At 68.3% G+C, this 19,897-nt stretch carries 25 protein-coding genes; 15 read left to right on the plus strand and 10 right to left on the minus strand.

Translation table 11 applies throughout. From position 1 onward, the window contains the following. Positions 1-17 precede the first annotated feature (17 nt). The 7 genes from KYX17_RS04620 (at position 18) to KYX17_RS04650 (ending at position 6,688) form a co-directional block, all read left to right on the plus strand. Entirely contained in the window at positions 18-1,691 is a 1,674-nt protein-coding gene (locus KYX17_RS04620) for a DUF885 domain-containing protein (protein ID WP_243225689.1), read from the plus strand. Between the two features lie 66 nt (positions 1,692-1,757). After that, complete coding sequence (locus KYX17_RS04625) at positions 1,758-2,789, plus strand: LLM class flavin-dependent oxidoreductase (protein WP_243225691.1); 1,032 nt, start codon at positions 1,758-1,760, stop codon at positions 2,787-2,789. Between the two features lie 39 nt (positions 2,790-2,828). Beyond that, entirely contained in the window at positions 2,829-4,178 is a 1,350-nt protein-coding gene (locus tag KYX17_RS04630) for an MFS transporter (RefSeq protein WP_243225693.1), read from the plus strand. A 34-nt stretch (positions 4,179-4,212) separates the two neighbouring features. Beyond that, positions 4,213-4,968, plus strand: a complete 756-nt coding sequence (locus KYX17_RS04635) for an SGNH/GDSL hydrolase family protein (RefSeq protein ID WP_243225694.1) — start codon at positions 4,213-4,215, stop codon at positions 4,966-4,968. Continuing rightward, a complete protein-coding gene (locus KYX17_RS04640) occupies positions 4,965-5,588 on the plus strand; it encodes a YitT family protein (protein ID WP_243225696.1) in 624 nt (207 codons plus the stop codon). The genes KYX17_RS04635 and KYX17_RS04640 overlap by 4 nt, the downstream gene beginning before the upstream one ends. Further along, on the plus strand, positions 5,585-6,328 hold the full coding sequence (locus KYX17_RS04645; protein WP_243225697.1) for an SUMF1/EgtB/PvdO family nonheme iron enzyme: 744 nt from the start codon (positions 5,585-5,587) through the stop codon (positions 6,326-6,328). Before KYX17_RS04640 ends, KYX17_RS04645 begins: the two co-directional genes overlap by 4 nt. A gap of 99 nt (positions 6,329-6,427) precedes the next feature. Further along, positions 6,428-6,688, plus strand: coding sequence for a DUF6458 family protein (locus tag KYX17_RS04650; protein WP_243225698.1), 261 nt, complete (start codon positions 6,428-6,430; stop codon positions 6,686-6,688). Between the two features lie 19 nt (positions 6,689-6,707). On the opposite strand, the gene KYX17_RS04655 is transcribed toward KYX17_RS04650, so the two are convergent. Genes KYX17_RS04655 through KYX17_RS04670 form a run of 4 tightly spaced genes read right to left on the minus strand, consistent with a single transcriptional unit; the run spans position 6,708 to position 9,587 of the window. Next, the gene (locus KYX17_RS04655; protein ID WP_243225699.1) at positions 6,708-7,121 is read right to left on the minus strand and encodes a GNAT family N-acetyltransferase; all 414 of its coding nucleotides are present in this window, start codon (positions 7,119-7,121) and stop codon (positions 6,708-6,710) included. Further along, on the minus strand, positions 7,118-8,446 hold the full coding sequence (locus tag KYX17_RS04660; protein WP_243225700.1) for a nitrate/nitrite transporter: 1,329 nt from the start codon (positions 8,444-8,446) through the stop codon (positions 7,118-7,120). The genes KYX17_RS04655 and KYX17_RS04660 overlap by 4 nt, the downstream gene beginning before the upstream one ends. Positions 8,447-8,466: 20 nt before the next feature. Then, on the minus strand, positions 8,467-9,015 hold the full coding sequence (locus KYX17_RS04665; RefSeq protein WP_243225701.1) for a GNAT family N-acetyltransferase: 549 nt from the start codon (positions 9,013-9,015) through the stop codon (positions 8,467-8,469). After that, positions 9,012-9,587, minus strand: coding sequence for a GNAT family N-acetyltransferase (locus tag KYX17_RS04670; RefSeq protein ID WP_243225703.1), 576 nt, complete (start codon positions 9,585-9,587; stop codon positions 9,012-9,014). The genes KYX17_RS04665 and KYX17_RS04670 overlap by 4 nt, the downstream gene beginning before the upstream one ends. A gap of 47 nt (positions 9,588-9,634) precedes the next feature. On the opposite strand from KYX17_RS04670, the gene KYX17_RS04675 reads away from it, so the two are divergent. Continuing rightward, positions 9,635-10,411 carry a trans-aconitate 2-methyltransferase gene (locus KYX17_RS04675; protein WP_243225704.1) on the plus strand — a complete coding sequence of 259 codons (777 nt, stop codon included), beginning with the start codon at positions 9,635-9,637 and terminating at the stop codon, positions 10,409-10,411. Between the two features lie 8 nt (positions 10,412-10,419). Here the strand turns inward: KYX17_RS04675 and KYX17_RS04680 are convergent, their stop codons facing one another. Genes KYX17_RS04680 through KYX17_RS04690 form a run of 3 tightly spaced genes read right to left on the minus strand, consistent with a single transcriptional unit; the run spans position 10,420 to position 11,747 of the window. Next, positions 10,420-11,022, minus strand: coding sequence for an AAA family ATPase (locus KYX17_RS04680; RefSeq protein ID WP_243225706.1), 603 nt, complete (start codon positions 11,020-11,022; stop codon positions 10,420-10,422). A 36-nt stretch (positions 11,023-11,058) separates the two neighbouring features. Beyond that, positions 11,059-11,343, minus strand: coding sequence for a DUF1905 domain-containing protein (locus KYX17_RS04685; protein WP_243225708.1), 285 nt, complete (start codon positions 11,341-11,343; stop codon positions 11,059-11,061). A 23-nt stretch (positions 11,344-11,366) separates the two neighbouring features. After that, positions 11,367-11,747, minus strand: coding sequence for a DUF1761 family protein (locus KYX17_RS04690; protein ID WP_243225710.1), 381 nt, complete (start codon positions 11,745-11,747; stop codon positions 11,367-11,369). A 78-nt stretch (positions 11,748-11,825) separates the two neighbouring features. On the opposite strand from KYX17_RS04690, the gene KYX17_RS04695 reads away from it, so the two are divergent. The 6 genes from KYX17_RS04695 to KYX17_RS04720 all read left to right on the plus strand — a co-directional run bounded on the left by KYX17_RS04695 (position 11,826) and on the right by KYX17_RS04720 (position 15,878). Next, positions 11,826-12,449, plus strand: coding sequence for a TetR/AcrR family transcriptional regulator (locus tag KYX17_RS04695; RefSeq protein ID WP_243225711.1), 624 nt, complete (start codon positions 11,826-11,828; stop codon positions 12,447-12,449). Between the two features lie 88 nt (positions 12,450-12,537). Further along, positions 12,538-12,915, plus strand: coding sequence for a YciI family protein (locus KYX17_RS04700; protein ID WP_243225712.1), 378 nt, complete (start codon positions 12,538-12,540; stop codon positions 12,913-12,915). 58 nt (positions 12,916-12,973) lie between these two features. Further along, positions 12,974-13,504 carry a GNAT family N-acetyltransferase gene (locus KYX17_RS04705; protein ID WP_243225714.1) on the plus strand — a complete coding sequence of 177 codons (531 nt, stop codon included), beginning with the start codon at positions 12,974-12,976 and terminating at the stop codon, positions 13,502-13,504. A 56-nt stretch (positions 13,505-13,560) separates the two neighbouring features. Next, positions 13,561-13,821 (plus strand): hypothetical protein, encoded by a 261-nt coding sequence (locus KYX17_RS04710; protein WP_243225715.1) that lies wholly within the window; start codon positions 13,561-13,563, stop codon positions 13,819-13,821. 306 nt (positions 13,822-14,127) lie between these two features. After that, complete coding sequence (locus tag KYX17_RS04715) at positions 14,128-15,222, plus strand: bifunctional 2-polyprenyl-6-hydroxyphenol methylase/3-demethylubiquinol 3-O-methyltransferase UbiG (RefSeq protein WP_243225716.1); 1,095 nt, start codon at positions 14,128-14,130, stop codon at positions 15,220-15,222. A 14-nt stretch (positions 15,223-15,236) separates the two neighbouring features. Then, positions 15,237-15,878, plus strand: a complete 642-nt coding sequence (locus KYX17_RS04720; protein WP_243225717.1) for an HAD family phosphatase — start codon at positions 15,237-15,239, stop codon at positions 15,876-15,878. Here KYX17_RS04720 and KYX17_RS04725 read toward each other — a convergent pair whose 3' ends face one another. From KYX17_RS04725 to KYX17_RS04735, 3 genes are read right to left on the minus strand one after another with little or no spacing between them, the layout of a single operon-like run. Then, entirely contained in the window at positions 15,879-18,233 is a 2,355-nt protein-coding gene (locus KYX17_RS04725; RefSeq protein WP_243225718.1) for an excinuclease ABC subunit UvrA, read from the minus strand. Positions 18,234-18,247: 14 nt separating this feature from the next. Continuing rightward, a complete protein-coding gene (locus KYX17_RS04730; protein ID WP_243225719.1) occupies positions 18,248-18,658 on the minus strand; it encodes a VOC family protein in 411 nt (136 codons plus the stop codon). 4 nt (positions 18,659-18,662) lie between these two features. Beyond that, the gene (locus KYX17_RS04735) at positions 18,663-19,061 is read right to left on the minus strand and encodes a helix-turn-helix transcriptional regulator (protein WP_243226179.1); all 399 of its coding nucleotides are present in this window, start codon (positions 19,059-19,061) and stop codon (positions 18,663-18,665) included. A gap of 191 nt (positions 19,062-19,252) precedes the next feature. Between KYX17_RS04735 and KYX17_RS04740 the strand changes: the two genes are divergently transcribed. Beyond that, positions 19,253-19,846 carry an HdeD family acid-resistance protein gene (locus tag KYX17_RS04740; protein ID WP_243225720.1) on the plus strand — a complete coding sequence of 198 codons (594 nt, stop codon included), beginning with the start codon at positions 19,253-19,255 and terminating at the stop codon, positions 19,844-19,846. Positions 19,847-19,897: the final 51 nt, after the last annotated feature.

Below are 19,897 nucleotides of genomic sequence, written 5' to 3' on the forward strand. Positions count from 1 at the left end.
CCCAGTACCCTGGAGCGATGACCAACTCTGCGCGCACACCCACCGCGATCGACCAGGTCGCCGAGGAATGGGTCGACGACCTCGTCCGTCTGGCTCCGACGCTGGGGACCTACATCGGCCGTAACGACGCGAACGACCGTTTCGCCGACCTCAGTCCCGACGGCCAGGAGCAGTACGCCTCGGAGGTCCGGCGCACGCTTGCGAAGCTCGACGCGATCGAGCCCGTGGATGAGGTCGACGCCGTCACGAAGGCCGATCTGGGCAGTGAACTGCGCCTCGAGCTGGAGCTGCACGATGCCCGATGGCATCTGCGCGACCTCAACGTCATCGCCTCGGCGCCGCAGGACATCCGCTCGGTCTTCGATCTGATGCCCACCGCGACTGCCGAGGACTGGGAGGTCATCGCCACGCGTCTCGCCGCGATCCCCGCGGCCCTGCAGGGATACACCGCCACGCTGCGCGAAGGGATCGGACGCGGTACGGTGCCCGCCCGCCGCCAGGCCGTCGAGGTCGCGACGCAGATCGAGCGCTACACGGCCGACGACGGCTTCTTCGCGGCCTTCGTCGCGGATGCCGCCCCTGCCGAGGGCGAGCTGCCGGCCTCGCTCGCGCGCACCCTCGCCGACAACGCCTCGGCAGCGCGCGTCGCCTACGACGAACTGCGCTCCTTCCTGGCCGGCACTCTGGCGGCCTCCGCGACGGACACCGACGCCGTGGGCCGCGAACTGTACGCGCTGAACTCCCGACGCTTCCTCGGCGCCACGATCGACCTCGACGAGACGTACGAGTGGGGGATCGAAGAACTGCGCCGCATGGTCGACGAGCAGACCGCGATCGCGAACGAGATCCTTCCCGGTGCCACGGTCGAGGAGGCCGTGTCGCATCTCGAGGCGGACCCCGCCCGCAAACTCCACGGCACCGATGCGCTGCAGCGGTGGATGCAGGAGACCAGCGACCGTGCCGTGTCCGAGCTCGGAGCCACGCACTTCGACATCCCCGAGGAGATCCGCACCCTGGAGTGCATGATCGCTCCCACCCAGGAGGGCGGCATCTACTACACCGGCCCCACCGACGACTTCTCGCGTCCGGGCCGGATGTGGTGGTCCGTACCCGAGGGCGTCACCGAGTTCGACACCTGGCGCGAGCTCACCACGGTGTACCACGAGGGCGTCCCTGGACACCATCTGCAGATCGCGCAGGCCGTGTACAACCGCGAGCAGCTCAATTCCTGGCGGCGGCTGCTGGCGGGGACCTCGGGTCACGCGGAGGGCTGGGCGCTGTACGCCGAGCGGCTCATGCAGCAGCTCGGCTACCTCGACGATCCCGCCGACCGACTCGGGATGCTGGACGGGCAGCGCATGCGCGCCGCGCGGGTCGTCCTGGACATCGGCGTGCACCTGCAGAAGCCCCGCCTGGACGGTTCGGGCGTCTGGGACGCCGATCACGCACTCGAGTTCATGCGGCGCAACGTGAACATGTCCGACGAGTTCGTGCAGTTCGAGGTCAACCGCTATCTCGGCTGGCCAGGGCAGGCACCCTCGTACAAGGTCGGTCAGCGCATCTGGGAGCAGGTGCGCGACGCCTGTCGGGTCCGCGAGGGCGACGGGTTCGACATCAAGCGGTTCCACAAGCGCGCTCTCGACCTGGGCGGCGTCGGTCTCGACACCCTGCGGACGGCGCTGCTGGGCTGACGCGGCCGGTGCCGGGAATGCGGCGAACGTCGGCATGGTTCATTCACCTGAATACGAAAGGCTGACATGAACATCGAATTCGGGCTGGACACCTTCGGCGACATCACCCGCGACGCGGACGGAAACCTCGTCTCCGCGGCGCAGACCATCCGCGACATCGTGACGCAGGCCGAGCTCGCCGATCGCGTCGGCGTGGACTTCTTCGGCGTGGGCGAGCACCATCGCAAGGAGTTCGCGGTCTCCGCTCCCGAGATGGTGCTCGCCGCGATCGCCTCGCGGACCGAGCGGATCCGCCTCGGCACGGCGGTCACGGTCCTGTCCTCCGACGACCCGGTGCGCGTGTACGAACGGTTCGCGACGCTGGATGCGGTGTCCGGTGGGCGTGCCGAGGTCGTGCTCGGCCGCGGGTCCTTCATCGAGTCCTTCCCGCTGTTCGGCTTCGATCTGCGCGACTACGAAGCACTCTTCGAGGAGAAGCTCGAGCTGTTCGTGGAGCTTCTCAAGGAGCAGCCCGTGACGTGGTCCGGCACCATGCGTCCCGCGCTCGAGAACGCCGACGTCTTCCCGAAGACCGAGGCGGGTCTGCGCACCTGGGTCGGTGTGGGCGGCAGCCCGGAGTCGGTCGTGCGCGTGGCGCGCCACGGACTCGGGCTCATGCTCGCGATCATCGGCGGTCCCGCGGCGCGCTTCCGCCCGTTCGTCGATCTCTATCACCGCTCGACCGCGAGCTTCGGGACGACCGCGCATCCGATCGCCGTGCACTCACCAGGGCATGTCGCGCCCACCGACGAGGAGGCCTGGGACGCCGCGTACGAGGGTTTCGAGGCGATGAACAACACCATCGGGGCGGAACGCGGCTGGCCGCCGTACAGCCGAGCGCGCTTCCAGAACGACGTCGGTCCCGCCGGCGCGATCTATGCGGGCTCGCCCGAGCGCGTCGCGCGGAAGATCGCCGACACCGTCCGCACCCTCGGACTCGGCCGGTTCGACCTGAAGTACGCCACGGGGACACTGGCACACGAGCAGATGATGCGCAGCATCGAGCTGTACGGGACCGTGGTGATCCCTCGGGTGCGCGAGCTGCTCGCCGAGGACTGATGCGGGATCCCGTGTCGGAGCGGCCCTACGATGAAGGACATGGCTGACACGCTGCCGAGTCGCGCCTCCCTCGCGGATCGCCTCGATCATCTCCCGTTCACCCGACGTCATCTCAAGGTGCTGACGGGTTCCGGTGCGGGCTGGGCGCTGGACGCCATGGACGTCGGACTGATCTCGTTCATCATCGCAGCGCTCGCGCAGCAGTGGGATCTCAGCAAGACCGAGACAGGCTGGATCGCCTCCGTCGGCTTCATCGGCATGGCGCTCGGAGCGAGCCTGGGCGGCCTGCTCGCGGATCGGTTCGGCCGACGGCAGGTGTTCGCCCTGACGCTGCTCGTCTACGGCGCAGCCACGGGGGCGAGCGCCCTGGTCGGCGGAGTCGCGGCTCTGCTGGTGCTGCGCTTCTTCGTCGGACTCGGCCTGGGCGCCGAGCTGCCGGTCGCTTCCACGTACGTGAGCGAGTTCGCACCGAGTCGTATCCGGGGCCGGCTGATCGTGATCCTGGAGGCGTTCTGGGCCGTGGGGTGGACCGCGGCGGCGCTGATCGGGTACTTCGTCATCCCGGCATCCGAGGACGGTTGGCGATGGGCGTTCGCCATCGGCGCGATCCCCGCCGTGTACGCGCTCCTCGTGCGCTGGGGCCTGCCGGAGTCGCCCCGATGGCTCGCCGGTCACGGCCGCATCGCCGAGGCCGAACGCGTCGTCGCGGCGTTCGAGACGGACGCCGGCATCATCACGCCGCCGGCCATTCGCAAAGAGCCTCCGTCGCGTGCGCTGGCCGTGACCGCGCGGGCTCGGTTGAGCACGCTCTGGAACACGGAGTTCCGCGTGCGCACCGTGTGCATCTGGCTCGTCTGGTTCTGTGTCAACTTCGCGTACTACGGCGCCTTCATCTGGATTCCCAGCATCCTGGTCGACGCGGGGTACGACCTCGTGCGCTCGTTCGGCTTCACGCTGTTGATCACGCTCGCCCAGCTTCCCGGCTACGCGGTCGCCGCGTGGCTGATCGAGGTCTGGGGCCGGCGCATCACGCTGTCCGTGTTCCTCGCGGGCTCCGCCGTCTCCGCCGTGCTCTTCGGCACCGCGACAGGGGACGGGGCGATCATCGCCACGGGGATGGCACTGTCCTTCTTCAACCTCGGCGCGTGGGGCGCGCTGTACGCCGTGACGCCGGAGATCTATCCCACCTCCTTGCGCGGCACGGGCTCGGGTTGGGCTGCCGGCGTGGGGCGGATCGCCTCGATCATCGCGCCGCTGCTGGTCCCGGTCCTGCTCGTCGCCGGCGGAGCATCCCTGCTGTTCGTGGTGTTCGCCGCGGTCTTCGTCGTGGCAGCCGTCGCCGTGTGGGGGCTGGTCGATCGCCGCGGGCAGGCGCTCGACGACCGCTGACCTCCGCCGACCCGGCGAGCAATAGGCTGGTGCGGTGAGTGCAGTGAGATTCGTGGCGATCGGCGACTCGTTCACCGAGGGAGTCGGAGACGAGCTTCCGGACGGGCGCGTGCGCGGCTGGGCGGACATCGCGGCGCAGGGCTGGGCGGATGCCTCCGGTCAGCCGATCCAGTACGCGAACCTGGCGATCCGCGGCAAGCTCGCCTGGCCCATCGTCGAGCAGCAGCTCGAGCCGGCACTGGCGCTGCGACCGACGCACCTCTCCTTCAACGGCGGCGGCAACGACATGCTCCGTCCTCGCACCGACGTCGAGCACATCGCGGACGCGTTCTCGCGCGTGCTGCGACGCTGCGACGAAGAGGGCGTCACGCTCATCCTGCTGTCCGGCGCGAATCCCTCCGGACAGCTTCCGATGGGATCCCTCGTGCAGCGCCGCGGCGATGAGCTCTCCGCGGCGGTGCTGCGACGCGTCCAGGACCGCCCGGACGTCGTCCGCGCGCTCAACTGGCCCGACCGCGAGCTCTCCACACCGCCGTACTGGTCGGCCGACCGGCTCCACATGAATGCGGCAGGGCATCACCGCGTGGCCGCCCGCGTGCTGCACGGGCTGGGCTTCGAGCCTCCGTCCGCGTGGTGGTCGCCGACGGCGTTCCCACCGGCCGGGCCCTCCGGCTTCGCGTATTACCGGGAGCACGTCGGGCCGTGGGTCAAGCGCCGCGTCACCCGGACGTCGTCGGGAGACGGGCGGGAGCCGAAGCATCCCGCCTGGATCGAGCTGGTGCCGCGATGAGGCCGCTGCGCGGCCGGCGCCTGCCGCGCAGGGTCGGCCAGCTGCTCGTCGGCCTGTTCCTGTACGGCATCGGAATCGCGTTCATCGTGCGCGGCGAGATCGGCGCGGCGCCATGGGACGTCCTCACACAGGGCATCGCGAACCACGTGCCGCTCAGCTTCGGCGTCATCACGATCCTCACGAGCATCGTGGTGCTGCTGCTGTGGATCCCGCTCCGTCAGAAGCCGGGCATCGGAACGGTTCTGAATGCACTGCTCGTCGGTCCCGCCGCGGATGTCGGCCTGGCCCTGATCCCGGCCGGACAGGACCTGTGGCTTCGCATCGTGTTCTTCGCGGCCGGGCTCGTCCTGCTCGCGGCGGCCACCGGCCTGTACATCGGGGCGCGATTCGGTCCGGGGCCGCGGGACGGTCTGATGACGGGACTGCATCGCGTCACGGGCTGGCGCATCTGGATCGTCCGCACGGCGATCGAGGTGACGGTCGTGGCGATCGGATGGCTCCTCGGCGGGAACGTCGGAGTCGGAACTCTCGCCTTCGCTCTGCTGGTGGGACCGCTCTGCCAGTACTTCATGCGGGTGTTCGCCGTCCGGATGCCGGAGCGCACGGCGGCCTCGACGTGACCGACTTCGAGCTCGCCCGCATCCCGGCGGGCACCGTCACCCTGCACGATGCCCGCCGCGGGGAACGGCGGCAGGTCGTGCTCGAGGAGTTCGAGATCGGCGTCTTCGCCGTGACCGAGGAGCAGTTCGCCGAGGTCCTCGGCATCGCCGCCCAGCATCCACGCCGTCCTGCCGCGGACCTCAGCTGGCTGCGCGCGGTGCGGTTCCGCAATGCGGCCTCCGAATGGGAGGGACTCGACCCCGCATACTCCTTCGAGGGCGAAGAGGTGACCTGGCACGTCGACAGCGACGGGTACCGGCTGCCGACCGAAGCCGAGTGGGAGCACGCGTGCCGTGCCGGCTCGACCGGTCCGCAGTACGGACCGCTCGCCGACGTGGCCTGGACGAGTGCCGACGGCCTCCGCCATCCCCAGGACGTCGGAGGCAGGCTGCCGAACCTGAACGGTATGTTCGACACGCTCGGAAACGTATGGGAATGGTGCTGGGACCTGCTCGATCCCGCTCGCTACGACGACTACCGCGTGTTCCGCGGCGGCGGGTTCGACGACGACGCGTGGAGCGTCCGCGCCTCGGTGCGTCGTGGGGGAGCGCCCCGCATGCATCATGCCGATGTCGGCATGCGTCTGGCGCGTGGCGGGTTCGACGCCGTGGGCGAGGCGCAGGGCTGGTCCGCGCGCGCGGATCGGGAGCGCGCCGCGGTCGAGGGGGCACGACCGGTCGGCTGGACGCCGCGGCGCTGACGATCTGCGCTCGTGTCAACCCCCTGGCGCCGCACTCCGCGGCCGGGGACTCTGGGCATCCGACGCAACCGCGTCGAAACAGGCCCGGAAGGAGTCCTCATGAGCATCGGAACCGGAGTCGTGCTGTTCGTCATCGGCGCGATCCTCGCCTTCGCGATCAACGTCGAGGTCGAGTGGGCAGACCTCGACATGATCGGCTACATCCTGATGGGAGCGGGAGCCATCCTGTTCGTCGTCGGACTGATCCTGATGGCTCGGCGCCGTCGCACGGACGTCGTGACGCGCACCGAGACCGACCCCGTTGCGGGGGAGCACGTGTCGCGCCGTTCGACGCGTTCGGACGACGCGGGAACGCTCTGATCTCGGGACGGCGGGGAGCTCAGGACATCGCGCGCACCATGTAGCGCTTCGGGTCGTCCGGGTTCTCGAATCCGTATTGGGCGTACAGCCCGTGCGCGTCCGCAGTGGCGAGCAGCATCCGTCTCAGACCGAGGGGCTCGAGGTCCGCGATGATGCCCGCGACGAGCATCTTCCCGATGCCCGCTCCGCGCGCGGAACCGTCCACGAAGACGTCGCACAGCCATGCGAAGGTGACGCCATCCGTCACCACGCGCGCGTAAGCGACCTGTGCGCCGCTCTCGTCGTCCCAGACGCCGTAGTTGCGTGACGCATCGATCGCGGCGTCCTGGGTCGCGCGGGCTCGGCCGGTCGCCCAGTATGACTGTTCGCTCAGCCAGGAGTGCACCCGGGCTCGGTCGATGCGCGCGTCGTCCTGCGCGAACGTGTAGGTCATGGGCGTCTCCGTTCCGGGTCGAGGCCGATGCGGATGCGCGTGCGCTTCCGCTCGATGACGATGAAGGTCGCGCCGATCAGCCACAGCGGCACCTGCGCGAGGAAGGCGATCCGGAAGGCGTCGAGCGAGTACGTGTCCGGCGTGCCCGCACCCTGCAGGTCGAGGGCGAGCCCGATCAGGAAGATCGCGATGAGGGCGGCGATGAAGCCGCCCGCGTTCGTGACGCCGGTCGCCGTGCTCAGCCGGTGCGACGGGTTGTGGGTGCGGGCGTGGTCGAACGCGATCATCGAGGCGGGGCCGCCCGTAGCGAGCGCGATCGCGAGCACATAGAGCAGCCAGGCCGGCGCCGGACCCGGCAACAGGATCACGACGATCCAGGCCAGCATCTGGGCGGCGACGGCGGGGATCACGAGCGCCAGCGAGCGATGGTTCGGGATCCGTCTCGACAACTCGCCGATGAGCGGGCCGAGGATCATGCCGGCGACGACATAGACCGAGATGATCGTCGCGGCCTGTGCGGTGGAGAGTCCCTCTCCCGCGGTGAGGAACGGCATCCCCCACAGGATCACGAACGCGGTTCCCGCGAACGGGGTCGTGAAGTGCGACCAGAACGCCAGCCGGGTGCCCGGATGCGCCCAGGCCGCGCGGATGCCGACGCCGGTGTCGATGGCACTTGTGACGACCCTGATCACGCCGGTGTCAGTGTCCACGCTGACGTCAGCGTCGCGCTCGGGCGGGTGGTTCCGGATAACCACGAACACGAGGACGGCGAAGAGGATGCCGAGTCCGGCGATGCTGCCGAAAGTGATCGACCACGTCGTCGCATGCAGCAGCGCGGCGAGCGGGATGAGGGCGATCAGCTGCCCGGCCTGCCCGATGAGTCCGGTGAACTGGACCATCACCGGCCCGCGCTGGGCCGGGAACCAGGTCGCCACGAGACGCAGCACGGCCGGGAACACGGCCGCGTCTCCTGCGCCCAACAGGATGCGCGCGATCAAGGCGATGCCGATGCTCGGGGAGATCGCCATGACGAGCTGACCTGCAGCCATCAGCACCATGCCGATCGTGATGATCGGGCGGGATCCGTACCGGTCGAGCAGCAGGCCGATGGGGATCTGCATCCCGCCGTAGACGGCGAGCTGGACGACGGCGAACAGCGAGAGTGTCGATGCGTCGGCCTGGAAGCGCTCGGCCGCGTCGACCCCGACCGCGCCGAGGGAGGTGCGGTTGGTGATCGCGAGCACGTAGGCGGCGACGCCGACCGACCAGATCAGCCAGGCCCGCCACCCCGGCGTGGAAGCGGGGGAGACGGGGATCGAGCGCACTCTCCTACGCTACTCCTCGGTCACGGGAGTTCCCGCGCGAGCAGGCAGACCGGCGGGGCGGTGCCGATGCGCACGTCAACGGCGATCTCGCGCCATCCGAGCGAGCCGTAGAAGCGCCGCGCCGCCGTCGCGTCGGCATAGCAGCCGAGCACGGCCGTCTCGTACGGGAGATCGACCAGGATCGCCGCCATGAGGCGCCCCGCGACACCTCCGCGCCGATGCGCAGCGGCGACGGCCAGCTCCGCGACGGAGAAGCAGGCATTGCCCAGCCAGCGCCGCTGCGTCTCGGGAGGCAGCACGCCGACGATGCGGTCGCGCCACCAATCGCCGGCCGCGATGCCGGTTCCCAGGGCCAGCCCCACGATCCCGTCGTCGTCACGGGCGAGGAGCAGGCGGAAGTCCGGTTTGGTCTCGGCGTAGCGGTGGACGCGCTCCGCGAACGAGACTCGGCCCGCCGCAGCGTCCTCGTGGTACGGCGGCTCGGCGAAGACCTGTCCGTAGAGCTCGGCGGCTCGCGCGACTTCCCCGGCGTCCCCGCTCCACACGGACACGCGGACCTCGTCGTTCATGCCACGTCCGCCGGGATCAGGGAGTGGGTCACGAGGTCGACGCGTCCGGCATCCGTGAATCCCGCGTTGCGAGCGATCCCCTCCCGGAGGAAGCCGGCACGCGCGGCGGTGCGCAGAGAGGCCGCGTTCTCGGGTGCGATGCGCAACTCGATCCGTTCGAAGCCGAGATCGCGCATCAGCGCCTCGGCGACGGTGCGCACTGCCGCAGCCATGATCCCTCGACCGCGATGCCCCGGGGCGGTCCAGTAGCTCAGCTCGAGCGTGCGCGCGCGCCAGTCGACGCGCTTCGCGTCGATGCCGGCGACCAGCCTCTCCGCTTCGCGCACTGCGAGCACGAGCCCGCGACCGGACCTGCGGAGCTCTTCCGACGTGGCCACCCAGCTCATCGCATGATCACGTGTGTAGGGGTGCGGCACGGGAAGCCAGCGCCGCAGTTCCGGGTCGGTCATCGCCTCCGTCAGCGCGGCGATGTCCGCAGCGGTCAGGACCCCGACGGTGCGCTCGTCATCGAGCGGCAGCGAGATCGGCGGGAACGACGGGGCCGGCCGGGGCGGTAGCAGGGGTGGTCTCACCGCGCCAGACTACGTCACCGGCCGCACGGGTCCGGTAGCGTCGGTCCGTGAGCCTGTTCGCGTCCACCGCCGAGTACTATCGCCGCCACCGCTCCGGTGTTCCCGAGGACATCGCGCGGCTTCTCAGCGACGCTGCCCCCAGCGGGTCTCCTCGGCGCCTGCTCGATGTCGGCACGGGGACCGGCTTCGTCATCCGCGCCCTCCTGCCGTATTTCGACGAGGCGGTCGGGGTCGACCCGGACCACGACCTGCTCGCCGTCGCGCGGGAGGAGCACGACGGTGAGCCGGTGCGATTCCTCGAAGCGTTCGCCGAGGACATTCCGCTGGAGGCGGAGTGGACGGCTCATCTCGTGACCGTCTGCCGGGCATTCCACTGGTTCGATCGACCGGTGTTCCTGTCGCGGATCATCGCCCATATGGACCCGGGCGCGACGCTGGCGGTGTTCGGCGACCAGAGCATCTGGGCGGGCGGGGACGAGTGGAAGGATCGCACGAGGGAAGTGGTGCAGGACATGCTGGGGGAGCAGCGCCGCGCCGGCACCGGGACGTACCGTCGACCCGAGCGCGGGTACGACGAGGATCTCCGGGATGCCGGATTCACAGGCATCACGGTGCAGACGCTGCCGATCCGCCGCACGCGCACCGTCGACAGTGCGATCGGGCTGATGCATTCGATGTCGTTCGCGTCGCCGGCGGTCCTGGGGGAGCGGATCGGTGAATTCGACGAACGCCTCCGTGCCGAACTCGCTGCGCTGGTCGATCGCGACGGGCTGCTCATGGATCACAACGCCTTCCACGTGTGCGCGGGCGTCAGGCCGGTCTGATCGCGTCCTCACCGGATGTGCTGGATGCCGACGCCCAGCCGCCGAAACTGGTATCGCCACCGGCTCAGCCGCGGCCGTTCGAGCACGAGACCGGCATCCCGAGCGATCCATTCGACGACCTGATCCGTGGTCCGGTCATCGGTCGGAACGTGCGTGGCGAAGGACTCCTGCCGCAGAGCGGCCACGCAGCGCGGGATCTGCTGCATGGCCCAGGTCTCGCGTCTCGCTCCGGTGCGGAGGAAGGCGATGCGCGTGCTGAGGCGTTCCCGAAGCGTGTCGGGCCGGGCCTGCAGCGCGTAGTGACGGACATCGACCCCACGTACGCGCAGACCGCCGATCATCTCCTCGAAGTAGTCGGTCTCGACGATGGTCATGGGCACGATCACCGGGCCCGGATGCGCGCGCTCGACCTGATGCAGCGTCTCCACGACCGACGAACGCCATTGCGGAAGATCCTGGAAGTCACGCCGTGACGCGGGCGGCTGCATCCGGTGCAGCGCGAAGCCGATCAGCTCCGGGTCCGCGACGTGCGCACCGGGAATGCGTCGCAGGAGTTCGAAGGCGGTGTGCGTCTTTCCTGCACCGAACGCGCCGTTGATCCAGATCAGCACGTCCTCAGCCTACGGGCGCACGCTGGGCCGCGACGATCAGTTCAGGCGCTGCGTGAGGTGCACGGTCACCTCGTCGCCATCGGTGCGACCGATCCGCTTGCGGACGGCTGCGGCGATGGGGAGCTTGTGCGTTCCGTCACCGAGTGCCATAAAGGCGCCACGGAACGGCTCGCCGTCGACGGTGCCGGCCACCTTCACCAGCCCGCGTGTGCCGAAGATGCGTGCTGATTCGGGGAGTTGGACGCAGGTCCAGGTGTCGCCTTCGCGCACCTTTCCCAGCGTCGCGGTGAAGGTGATGTCGAGGGGAGTGGGAGTGCTCATCTCAGTTCTCCTGTTCGTTCTCGCTAGACGAAGATTCCGATGATGGTCCCGATCAGGACGAGCTTGACGACCCAGTCGAGCAGGTGGATGCCCGCCACGTCCAGACCGGTGTTCTCATGCACGACACCGCCCATCAGCAGGATCAACGGCAGAGCCGAAAGGCTGAGGCCGAGCAGGGCACCGGAGGCGGGACCGTGCCACGGTGCGGCCAGCATCAGGCCGGCGACGAGGCAGGCTGCGATCAGGCTGCGCACTGCGACCGAGCCGATCTGGACGGCGGTCGAGAGCCCGGGCCGCGGAGTGCTTCCGCGCGAGATGGTCGCCGACACGGCAGGTACGGCGTACAGCAGCGCCGAGACGACGAACGAGACGAGTGTGGCGATCGCGATTCCGAGGAAGACCATGAGAACTCTCCTTTAAGTACCCTGCGGTACTCAAAGTACATACCTGATTGAGAACTGTCAAGTACTAAAGTGGTGATCATGATGACTGCACGACGGAGCCGGGGACGTCCGAGCGGCCTCACCGGCGCAGACCTGCTGGCCGAGGCGCGCGAGGTCTTCTTGGAGAAGGGGTATGCCGGCGCGTCCATGGAGGAGATCGCCACGCGCGCCAGGATCTCGAAAGCGTCGCTCTATCGCGAGCACTCGTCCAAGAGCGCGTTGTACGCGGCCGTCGTCGAGAACTGGGCGGCCGCTGGACGGGATGCGATGCGTCCCGCGCTAGACGAGCTGCGGGGGAGTGCGGACACGAGGTCCGGCCTCATCGACTTGGCGCAGACGATGCGTCGCGGCATCCTGAGCCCGCCGGTCATGGCCATGCGGAAGCTGGTGACGGCCGAAGCCGACAGTCACCCCGACGTCGCCGGAATGTACCTGGATCAGAGCTGGCGGAGCAACATCCGCAACCTCGCGCACGCGTTGGGGGATCTCGCGGACGCCGGGCGTCTGCGGCTCGACGATCCCGAAGAGGCGGCCGAGCAGTTCACCTGGCTCGTGATCGGCGCGCCGTTGAACGCCCGGATGCTGGGCACGGAGGACGACGACACCCCGAGTGTCGACGGCGCCGTCGACCTGTTCCTGGCCCGCTACAGAGCGGATTCGTGATCGATTCGGGTCCGGTGTCGATATCCGGTTCGATCGTTCGACGTAGAGGTGAGAGGGGACATCGGGTCCCCGGACGAAAGGATCGATCATGACTCAGTACTTCCTGACCGTGCCACACGACACCGCCACCGAGCCGACGATGGAATCGATGCAGGAGTTCGACCCGGCCGAGTTCGCGGCCGTGATCACCGCCGTCGACGCGTTCAACACCGCCCTGAAGGACGCCGGCGCTTTCCTGTTCGCCGGCGGCCTCAACCCGCCCTCCACCGCGAAGACGGTCGACGCGTCATCCGGGCAGACGACCGTGCTCGAGGATCCGTTCGTCGCCGCGGAGTCGTACGTCGGAGGCTTCTGGGTGATCGAGGCGGCCGATGACGCGGCAGCCGTCGACTGGGCGACGCAGGCGTCGACCGCGCTGCAGTGCCGCATCGAGGTCCGCGCCCTGCAGGAAGCTCCCGAGCAGTAGGCCTCCGCGAGGGAGGATCACCGGCCGTTCTCCTGGCTCGTCGTGCCAGAATCGGCCCATGCTCTCGGATGCTGCGCTCGACGCCATGGACACGGAGCGTCTGCTGCTGCGACGTCAGCATGAGTCCGACGCTGCCGTGTTCCGCCAATTGTGGACGGAGCGGGATGAACGCGTTCCGCCTCACCGGCGCATCGCCCCCTCCGGCCACCCGACCGTCGATGACATCGTCCGGCAGATCCGCGACCGCGGCAGCGGTCCCGGGCCGGGCCTGCTCACCATGGAGCGACGAGAGACATCCGCCGTGATCGGATACTGCGGCCTGGTCGTCGCGGGGAAGGGGAATCCCGAGGAACCCGAACTGGCGTTCGAGATCCTCCGGGCCGAGCACAACCGCGGTTACGCGACCGAGGCCGGCGCGGCAGTTCTGGGGTGGGCGCGTCAGGCCGGCTACCACCGGATCCGGGCGAGTGTCTGGGACTGGAACGCCGCGTCTCTCCGGGTGCTGGAGAAGCTCGGATTCGAAGACAGCGGGGTCGTCGTCGGCGAGAGCGTCCATGGTCGCTCGCTGATGATGGTTCGCCGGCTCTGAGCGAGAGGCAGGGGAGGAGAACCTATGGTTGTGGAGTGAGAGCCGCAGCTTGCGACGTGAGCACGTCGTCCTTCCCGATCGAGCGTCCTCTATATCGAGTGAACATCTGGCACGAACCTGCCCCGGGCTATGCCTGGAACTTGGAAGCGTGGCATCTCTACGATGCGCGCGACATCTTCGAGGTCATCGAGTGGGTTGCTGACCATAACAAGGGCCGTCCGTATGAGGTGTTCGTCACCAACGATGACGAAGCAGAGACGGAGTTCGCGATCAGGCTGATCGGGGCCGATCCCAACTCGCGAACGTCTGACAGGTAGCCAGCACGCGGAACCACAGCGACAGTCAAGTCCGCGATGCAGGACGGCGCCGGAATCCTGATGGGACGGCGGGGCGGCCTCCTGAGGCCGTCCGTGCCAGGGGAGCAGCCGGGCGCACAAACGCGTTTTCATCTGACATAATGTGCATTATCGGATATCAGTACATTCCACTGAGCACGCGCATCTCCGCCAGGCCGGCCGGCTCATCAGCACCGCCCATCCACCTGGCATGATCGAGGAATGCCCCGTTCTCGCGCCGTGTCACTCTGTTGTCTGCTCTGGGCGCGCGACGGCCGGGTCGCCGACATGAAGACTTACGAGGATGCCGTGATCGGACTGCTCGGCTCGCACGGCGCCGAACTCGTGCAGCGTGCGTTCGGCGACGGCGGTTCGGACAGTCCGCACGAAGTCCAGATCTATACGTTTCCCGACCAGGACGCTCTCGACGCCTTCCTCGCGGATCCGCGCCGCCAGGAGCTGGCCGACGAGCGTGACCGGGTCATCGCGCGCACGGAGCTCTTTCCCGTCGACCTCGACGATCGTTCGGCGACCGCGAACGGCGTGAACGTCGAGATCGACTGGGAGGCCGCGCGCCAGGCCAATCTGGAGAACTGGGAGGATCGCGTCGCGCTGCACGAGAAGTCGTATGGCCTCGAACGTTTCGACGACCCTGACCACCTCAGCGACGTCGTCCGGCACGATCTTCCGGTCCTCCGCTCGTTCCTTGAGCAGGATGACCTCGCGGGCCTGGACGTCTGCCATCTGCAGTGCCACATCGGGACGGACACCGTGTCGCTCGCGCGCGCCGGAGCGCGCGTCACGGGTGTCGACTTCTCGCGCTCCGCGCTGGAGACGGCGGCGCGTTTCGCCGAGCGATCCGGCGCGGACGTGACGTGGATCGAGAGCGACGTCCTCGACGCACGTGCCGCGGTCCCCGGCGACTTCGACGTCGTCTACACCAGCATCGGCACGATCACCTGGCTCGACGACCTCGACCGCTGGGCCGCACAGGTCCATGCCCTGCTGCGGCCGGGCGGAACCTTCTTCATCCGGGACGGACATCCCGCACTGTACGCGTTGGACGAGAACGCCGCGGAGCTGACGACCCGGTACCCCTACTTCGGCGACGGCCGGGCGCAACGCTGGGACGACGAGTCCACGTACGCCGGACCAGGGACCGTCGCGCATCCCCGCACGTACGAGTGGCCGCATCCCCTGTCGGAGATCCTGGGCGCGCTCCTGCGCTCCGGTCTGCGCCTGCTCCACTTCGACGAGGGCCGGGTGCTCCCCTGGCGCTTCAGCTCCCGCATGGTCGAGGTCGAGGGCGGCTTTGCCTGGCCGGAGGCCGAACGCGATCTCGTGCCCTGCACGTACACGATCGTCGCGCGTCGCGACGGGTAGAGCGACCGGATCGGATGAAGAAGTACATCCTCTTCGACCACGACGGCGTCCTCGTCGACACCGAGTACTGGTACTACCGTGCGGGCGAACGCGCCCTGGCCGAGATCGGGGTGCGGTTGGATCTCGATCAGTATCTTCGCGACATGGCGCACGGGCTCGGCACCTGGCACCAGGCGAAGGCCGCCGGTGTCGACGAGCAGACCATCGCGCGTCAGCGGCGCATGCGTGATGCGCTCTACGAGGAGTATCTGCGCACCGAGAGCATCGCGATCGATGGGGTCGTCGACGCCCTCGCCGACCTGGTGAAGGTCGCACGCCTGGCCATCGTCACGACGTCGAGACGCAGTGACTTCGACCTCATCCACTCCGAGGACGCGATCACACGCTTCATGGACTTCATCCTGGTCCGCGACGACTACGTGCACGCCAAACCCCACCCCGAACCGTACCTGACTGCTCTCGCACGGTTCGGGGCCAGCCCGACGGAGGCGCTCGTGGTCGAGGATTCCGCGCGCGGTCTGCGTTCCGCCGTCGCCGCCGGAATCGACTGCGCCGTCGTCGACAACGCCTTCACCGCGACACAGGACTTCTCGCAGGCGACCTATCGGATCGGCGCGTTGCGGGATCTGAAGAACCTCATTCTCGGCTCCAGCTGATCAGGCGACGTACTCCGCCAGGTGCTGGCCGGTGAGCGTCGACCTGTCGGCAACGAGATCGGCGGGTGTCCCCTCGTACACCACTCGGCCGCCGTCGTGCCCGGCGCCGGGGCCTATGTCGATGATCCAGTCGGCGTGAGCCATCACCGCCTGGTGATGCTCGATCACGATCACGGTCTTCCCGGCATCCACCAGCCGGTCCAGCAGCCCGAGGATCGTCTGCACATCGGCCAGATGAAGACCCGTGGTCGGCTCGTCGAGGACGTACACGTCCCCCTTCTCCCCCATCTGGATCGCCAGCTTGACGCGCTGCCGCTCCCCGCCGGACAGCGTCGACAGCGGCTGCCCGAGCGAGAGATAGCCGAGGCCGACGTCCTCGAGACGACCGAGGATCGCCATGGCGGCCGGGATCTTCGCCTCCCCCGATGAGAAGAACTCCCGCGCCTCGGCCACCGGAAGGTCGAGTACCTCGGTGATGTCCTTGCCGCCGAGCTTGTAGTCCAGCACCGCGGCCTGGAACCGCTTTCCCCCGCAGTCCTCGCACGGCGTCTCGATCGTGTCCATGAAGCCGAGCTCGGTGATGATGACACCCGAGCCCTTGCACGTCGGACACGCACCTTCGGAGTTCGCGCTGAACAGGGCGGGCTTGACGCCGTTGGCCTTTGCGAACGCCTTGCGGATCGGCTCCAGCAGTCCGGTGTAGGTCGCGGGGTTGCTGCGGCGCGATCCCTTGATCGCGCCCTGGTCGATCGCGATGACGCCCTCACGCGGCGTGACCGATCCGTGGATCAGCGAGCTCTTCCCGGAACCCGCCACGCCGGTCACGACCGTGAGCACGCCGGTCGGGATGTCGACATCCACGTTCTGCAGGTTGTTGGCGTCGGCACCGCGGACCTCGATCACCCCGGTGCGCTCGCGCACGGCATCCTTCAGGGCTGCGCGGTCGTCGAGATGAGTGCCGGTCAGCGTGCCGCTCGCGCGCAACCCCTCGATCGTGCCCTCGAAGCAGATGGTCCCGCCGGCATGCCCGGCTCCGGGCCCGAGGTCCACCACGTGATCCGCGATCGCGATCGTCTCCGGCTTGTGCTCGACCACGAGCACTGTGTTCCCCTTGTCGCGCAGCTGCAGCAGCAGCGAGTTCATGCGCTGGATGTCATGCGGATGCAGACCGATCGTGGGCTCGTCGAACACGTACGTGACGTCCGTCAGCGAGGAGCCGAGGTGGCGGAGCATCTTGATCCGCTGCGCCTCTCCCCCGCTCAGAGTGCCGCTCGGCCGCTCCAGGCTCAGGTAGCCGAGGCCGAGCGTCACGAAGGCATCGAGGTTCGCGCGCAGGGCCCCGAGCAGCGGGCCGGCCTCGGGAAGATCCAGTCCGCGGATCCACGCCGCCAGGTCGGTGACCTGCATACGACACGCGTCGGCGATGCTGATCCCGTCGATCAGGGACGATCGGGCGCCCTCCGTCAGACGCGTGCCGTCGCATTCCGGACAGGTCTTGAACGTCGCGACCCGCTCGACGAACGCGCGGATGTGGGGCTGCAGCGCGTCGAGGTCCTTGGAGAGCATGGCCTTCGTGATCTTCGGGATGAGCCCCTCGTAGGTCATGTTGATCCCGCTGATCTTGACCTTGGTCACCTCCCCGTAGAGGAACAGGTGACGCTGCTTCTCGCTGAACTCCGCGATCGGCTTGTCCGCCGGGTAGAAGCCGGACTGCGAGAAGCCCTTCACCATCCAGCCGTCGGCCGTGTACCCCGGCACCATGATCGCGCCCTCGTCGAGCGACTTCGACTCGTCGACGATCTGCGCGAGGTCCAGATCGGACACCGCTCCCCTGCCCTCGCAACGGGGGCACATGCCGCCGAGGTAGATCGCGTCCTTGACGATCTTCTTCTCGCCGCCGGGGCCGGTCATGACGCCGCTGGCCTTCTGGGTCGGGATGTTGAACGAGAAGGCCGTCGGACCGCCGATGTGCGGCCGGCCCAGTTTGCTGAACAGGATCCGCAGCATGGCGTTCGCATCCGTGACGGTCCCGACGGTCGAACGCGGGTTCGCACCCAGGCGCTCCTGGTCCACGATGATCGCGGTCGTCAGCCCCTCCAGCACATCCACGTCGGGCCGCGGAACCGAGGGCATGAACCCCTGGACGAAGGCGCTGTACGTCTCGTCGATCAGGCGGCGCGATTCAGCGGCGATCGTGTCGAACACCAGCGAGCTCTTGCCGGATCCGGACACGCCGGTGAACACACTGAGCCGGCGCTTCGGGATGTCGACGCTGACGTCCCTGAGGTTGTTCTCGCGTGCACCCCGCACGCGGATCAGGTCGTGCGCGTCTGCGGCATGGAGCTGGTCGGTCATCGATGTCCTTCTGGTCAGGCGGCCTGATTGATACGGAGGAGGTTGCCCGCAGGATCGCGGAAGGCGCAGTCCCGCACGCCATAGGGCTGGTCCATGGGCTCCTGCACGACGTCCGCTCCGGTTCCGGCGAGATGTTCGAACAGCGCGTCGACGTCGTCGACGGCGAGCGTGAGCGCCGCATAGCTGCCCTTGGCGATCAGCCCGAGGATCGTCTGACGCTCCTCCTCGGTGATGCCGGGGTCGGTCGCGGGCGGATGCAGCACGACAGACGTCTCCGGCTGTCCGACCGGTCCGACGGTGAGCCAGCGCAGGCCCTCGTAGCCGACGTCGTTGCGCACCTCGAATCCGAGGGCGTCGCGATAGAAGCCGAGGGCTGCCTCGGCGTCCGTGTGCGGCAGGAACGCGTAATGGATCGTGATGTTCATGGCTTCACCCTAGAAGCACCGGACGGCGCGCCGCTTCTTGATTCCTGATGGGTCTGGCGACCTGCTTGAGATGGAAGTTCGGGATGCCGGAGACATCCGGCGCCTCGGCCGCATACCGGCTCGGCGGCACACCGACGAGCTCGGTGAAGCGCGTGCTGAAGGTGCCCAGCGACGAGCAGCCCACCGCGAAGCAGACCTCGGTCACGGTGAGGTCTCCGCGTCGTAGCAGCGCCATGGCGCGCTCGATGCGGCGCGTCATGAGATACGAGTACGGCGATTCGCCGTAGGTCTGCTTGAACAGCCGGCTCACATGCCCCGAGGACATGTGGACGCCGCGCGCCAGCGACTCGACATCCAGCGGCCGCGCGTACTCGCGATCGATCCGGTCGCGCACACGGCGCATCAGGACGAGCTCTCGCCGTCGTCGTTCCTCTGCGTCGTCCACGACACGATCCTTCCACGAGCCGCCGACACCGTGCCATGACCTCGCGTGAAGGAAGATGACGGCACAGGCGTGCGCCTCTCCCCCGTGCCGCGTGGGAGCGCTACGCTGAGGCACGACCTTCACAGGTTCTTCTCAGAAAGGCACACATCATGTCGGACGCAACATCCGAAGCAAAATCCGCCTTCACGTCCCTCCGCGTCGCCCTCGCCGTCTCCGGCGTGATCGCGCTCGTCGTCGGCATCCTTCTGCTGGTCTGGCCGGGCAAGTCCGCCGGCGTCCTCACCTGGATCCTCGCCCTCTACCTCGTGATCGCCGGTCTGGTGTACATCGGACTCGGTCTGTTCTCCGCGACGAAGGGCGGATGGGCGCGAGTCGGCCACGTCGTGCTCGGACTGCTCTACATCGTCGCGGGCGTCGTCGCGTTCGCGAACATCGCGGCGACGACAGCGGTCCTCGCGGTCATCGTCGTGATCTTCATCGGCGTCAGCTGGATCGTCGACGGCATCGTCTCGCTCACGCTGCTCAATCAGGCAGCATCCAAGGGCTGGACGATCACCTACGCGATCATCAGCATCATCGGCGGTCTGGTCGTGATCTTCTCGCCGCTGTTCGCCGCACTCGTGCTGTGGTGGATCCTCGGCATCACGCTCATCGTCATCGGCATCGTCCAGATCATCCGCGCCATCACGATCGGCAAGGACGCCACGGAGATCACCGAGGAGCTGAGGACCGAGCTCAGCTGAGTCGCCCGCTCGCCCGAAGGGCCCCGTCTGCGTTGCAGGCGGGGCCCTTCG

This window comes from Microbacterium sp. CIAB417, from assembly GCF_022788845.1.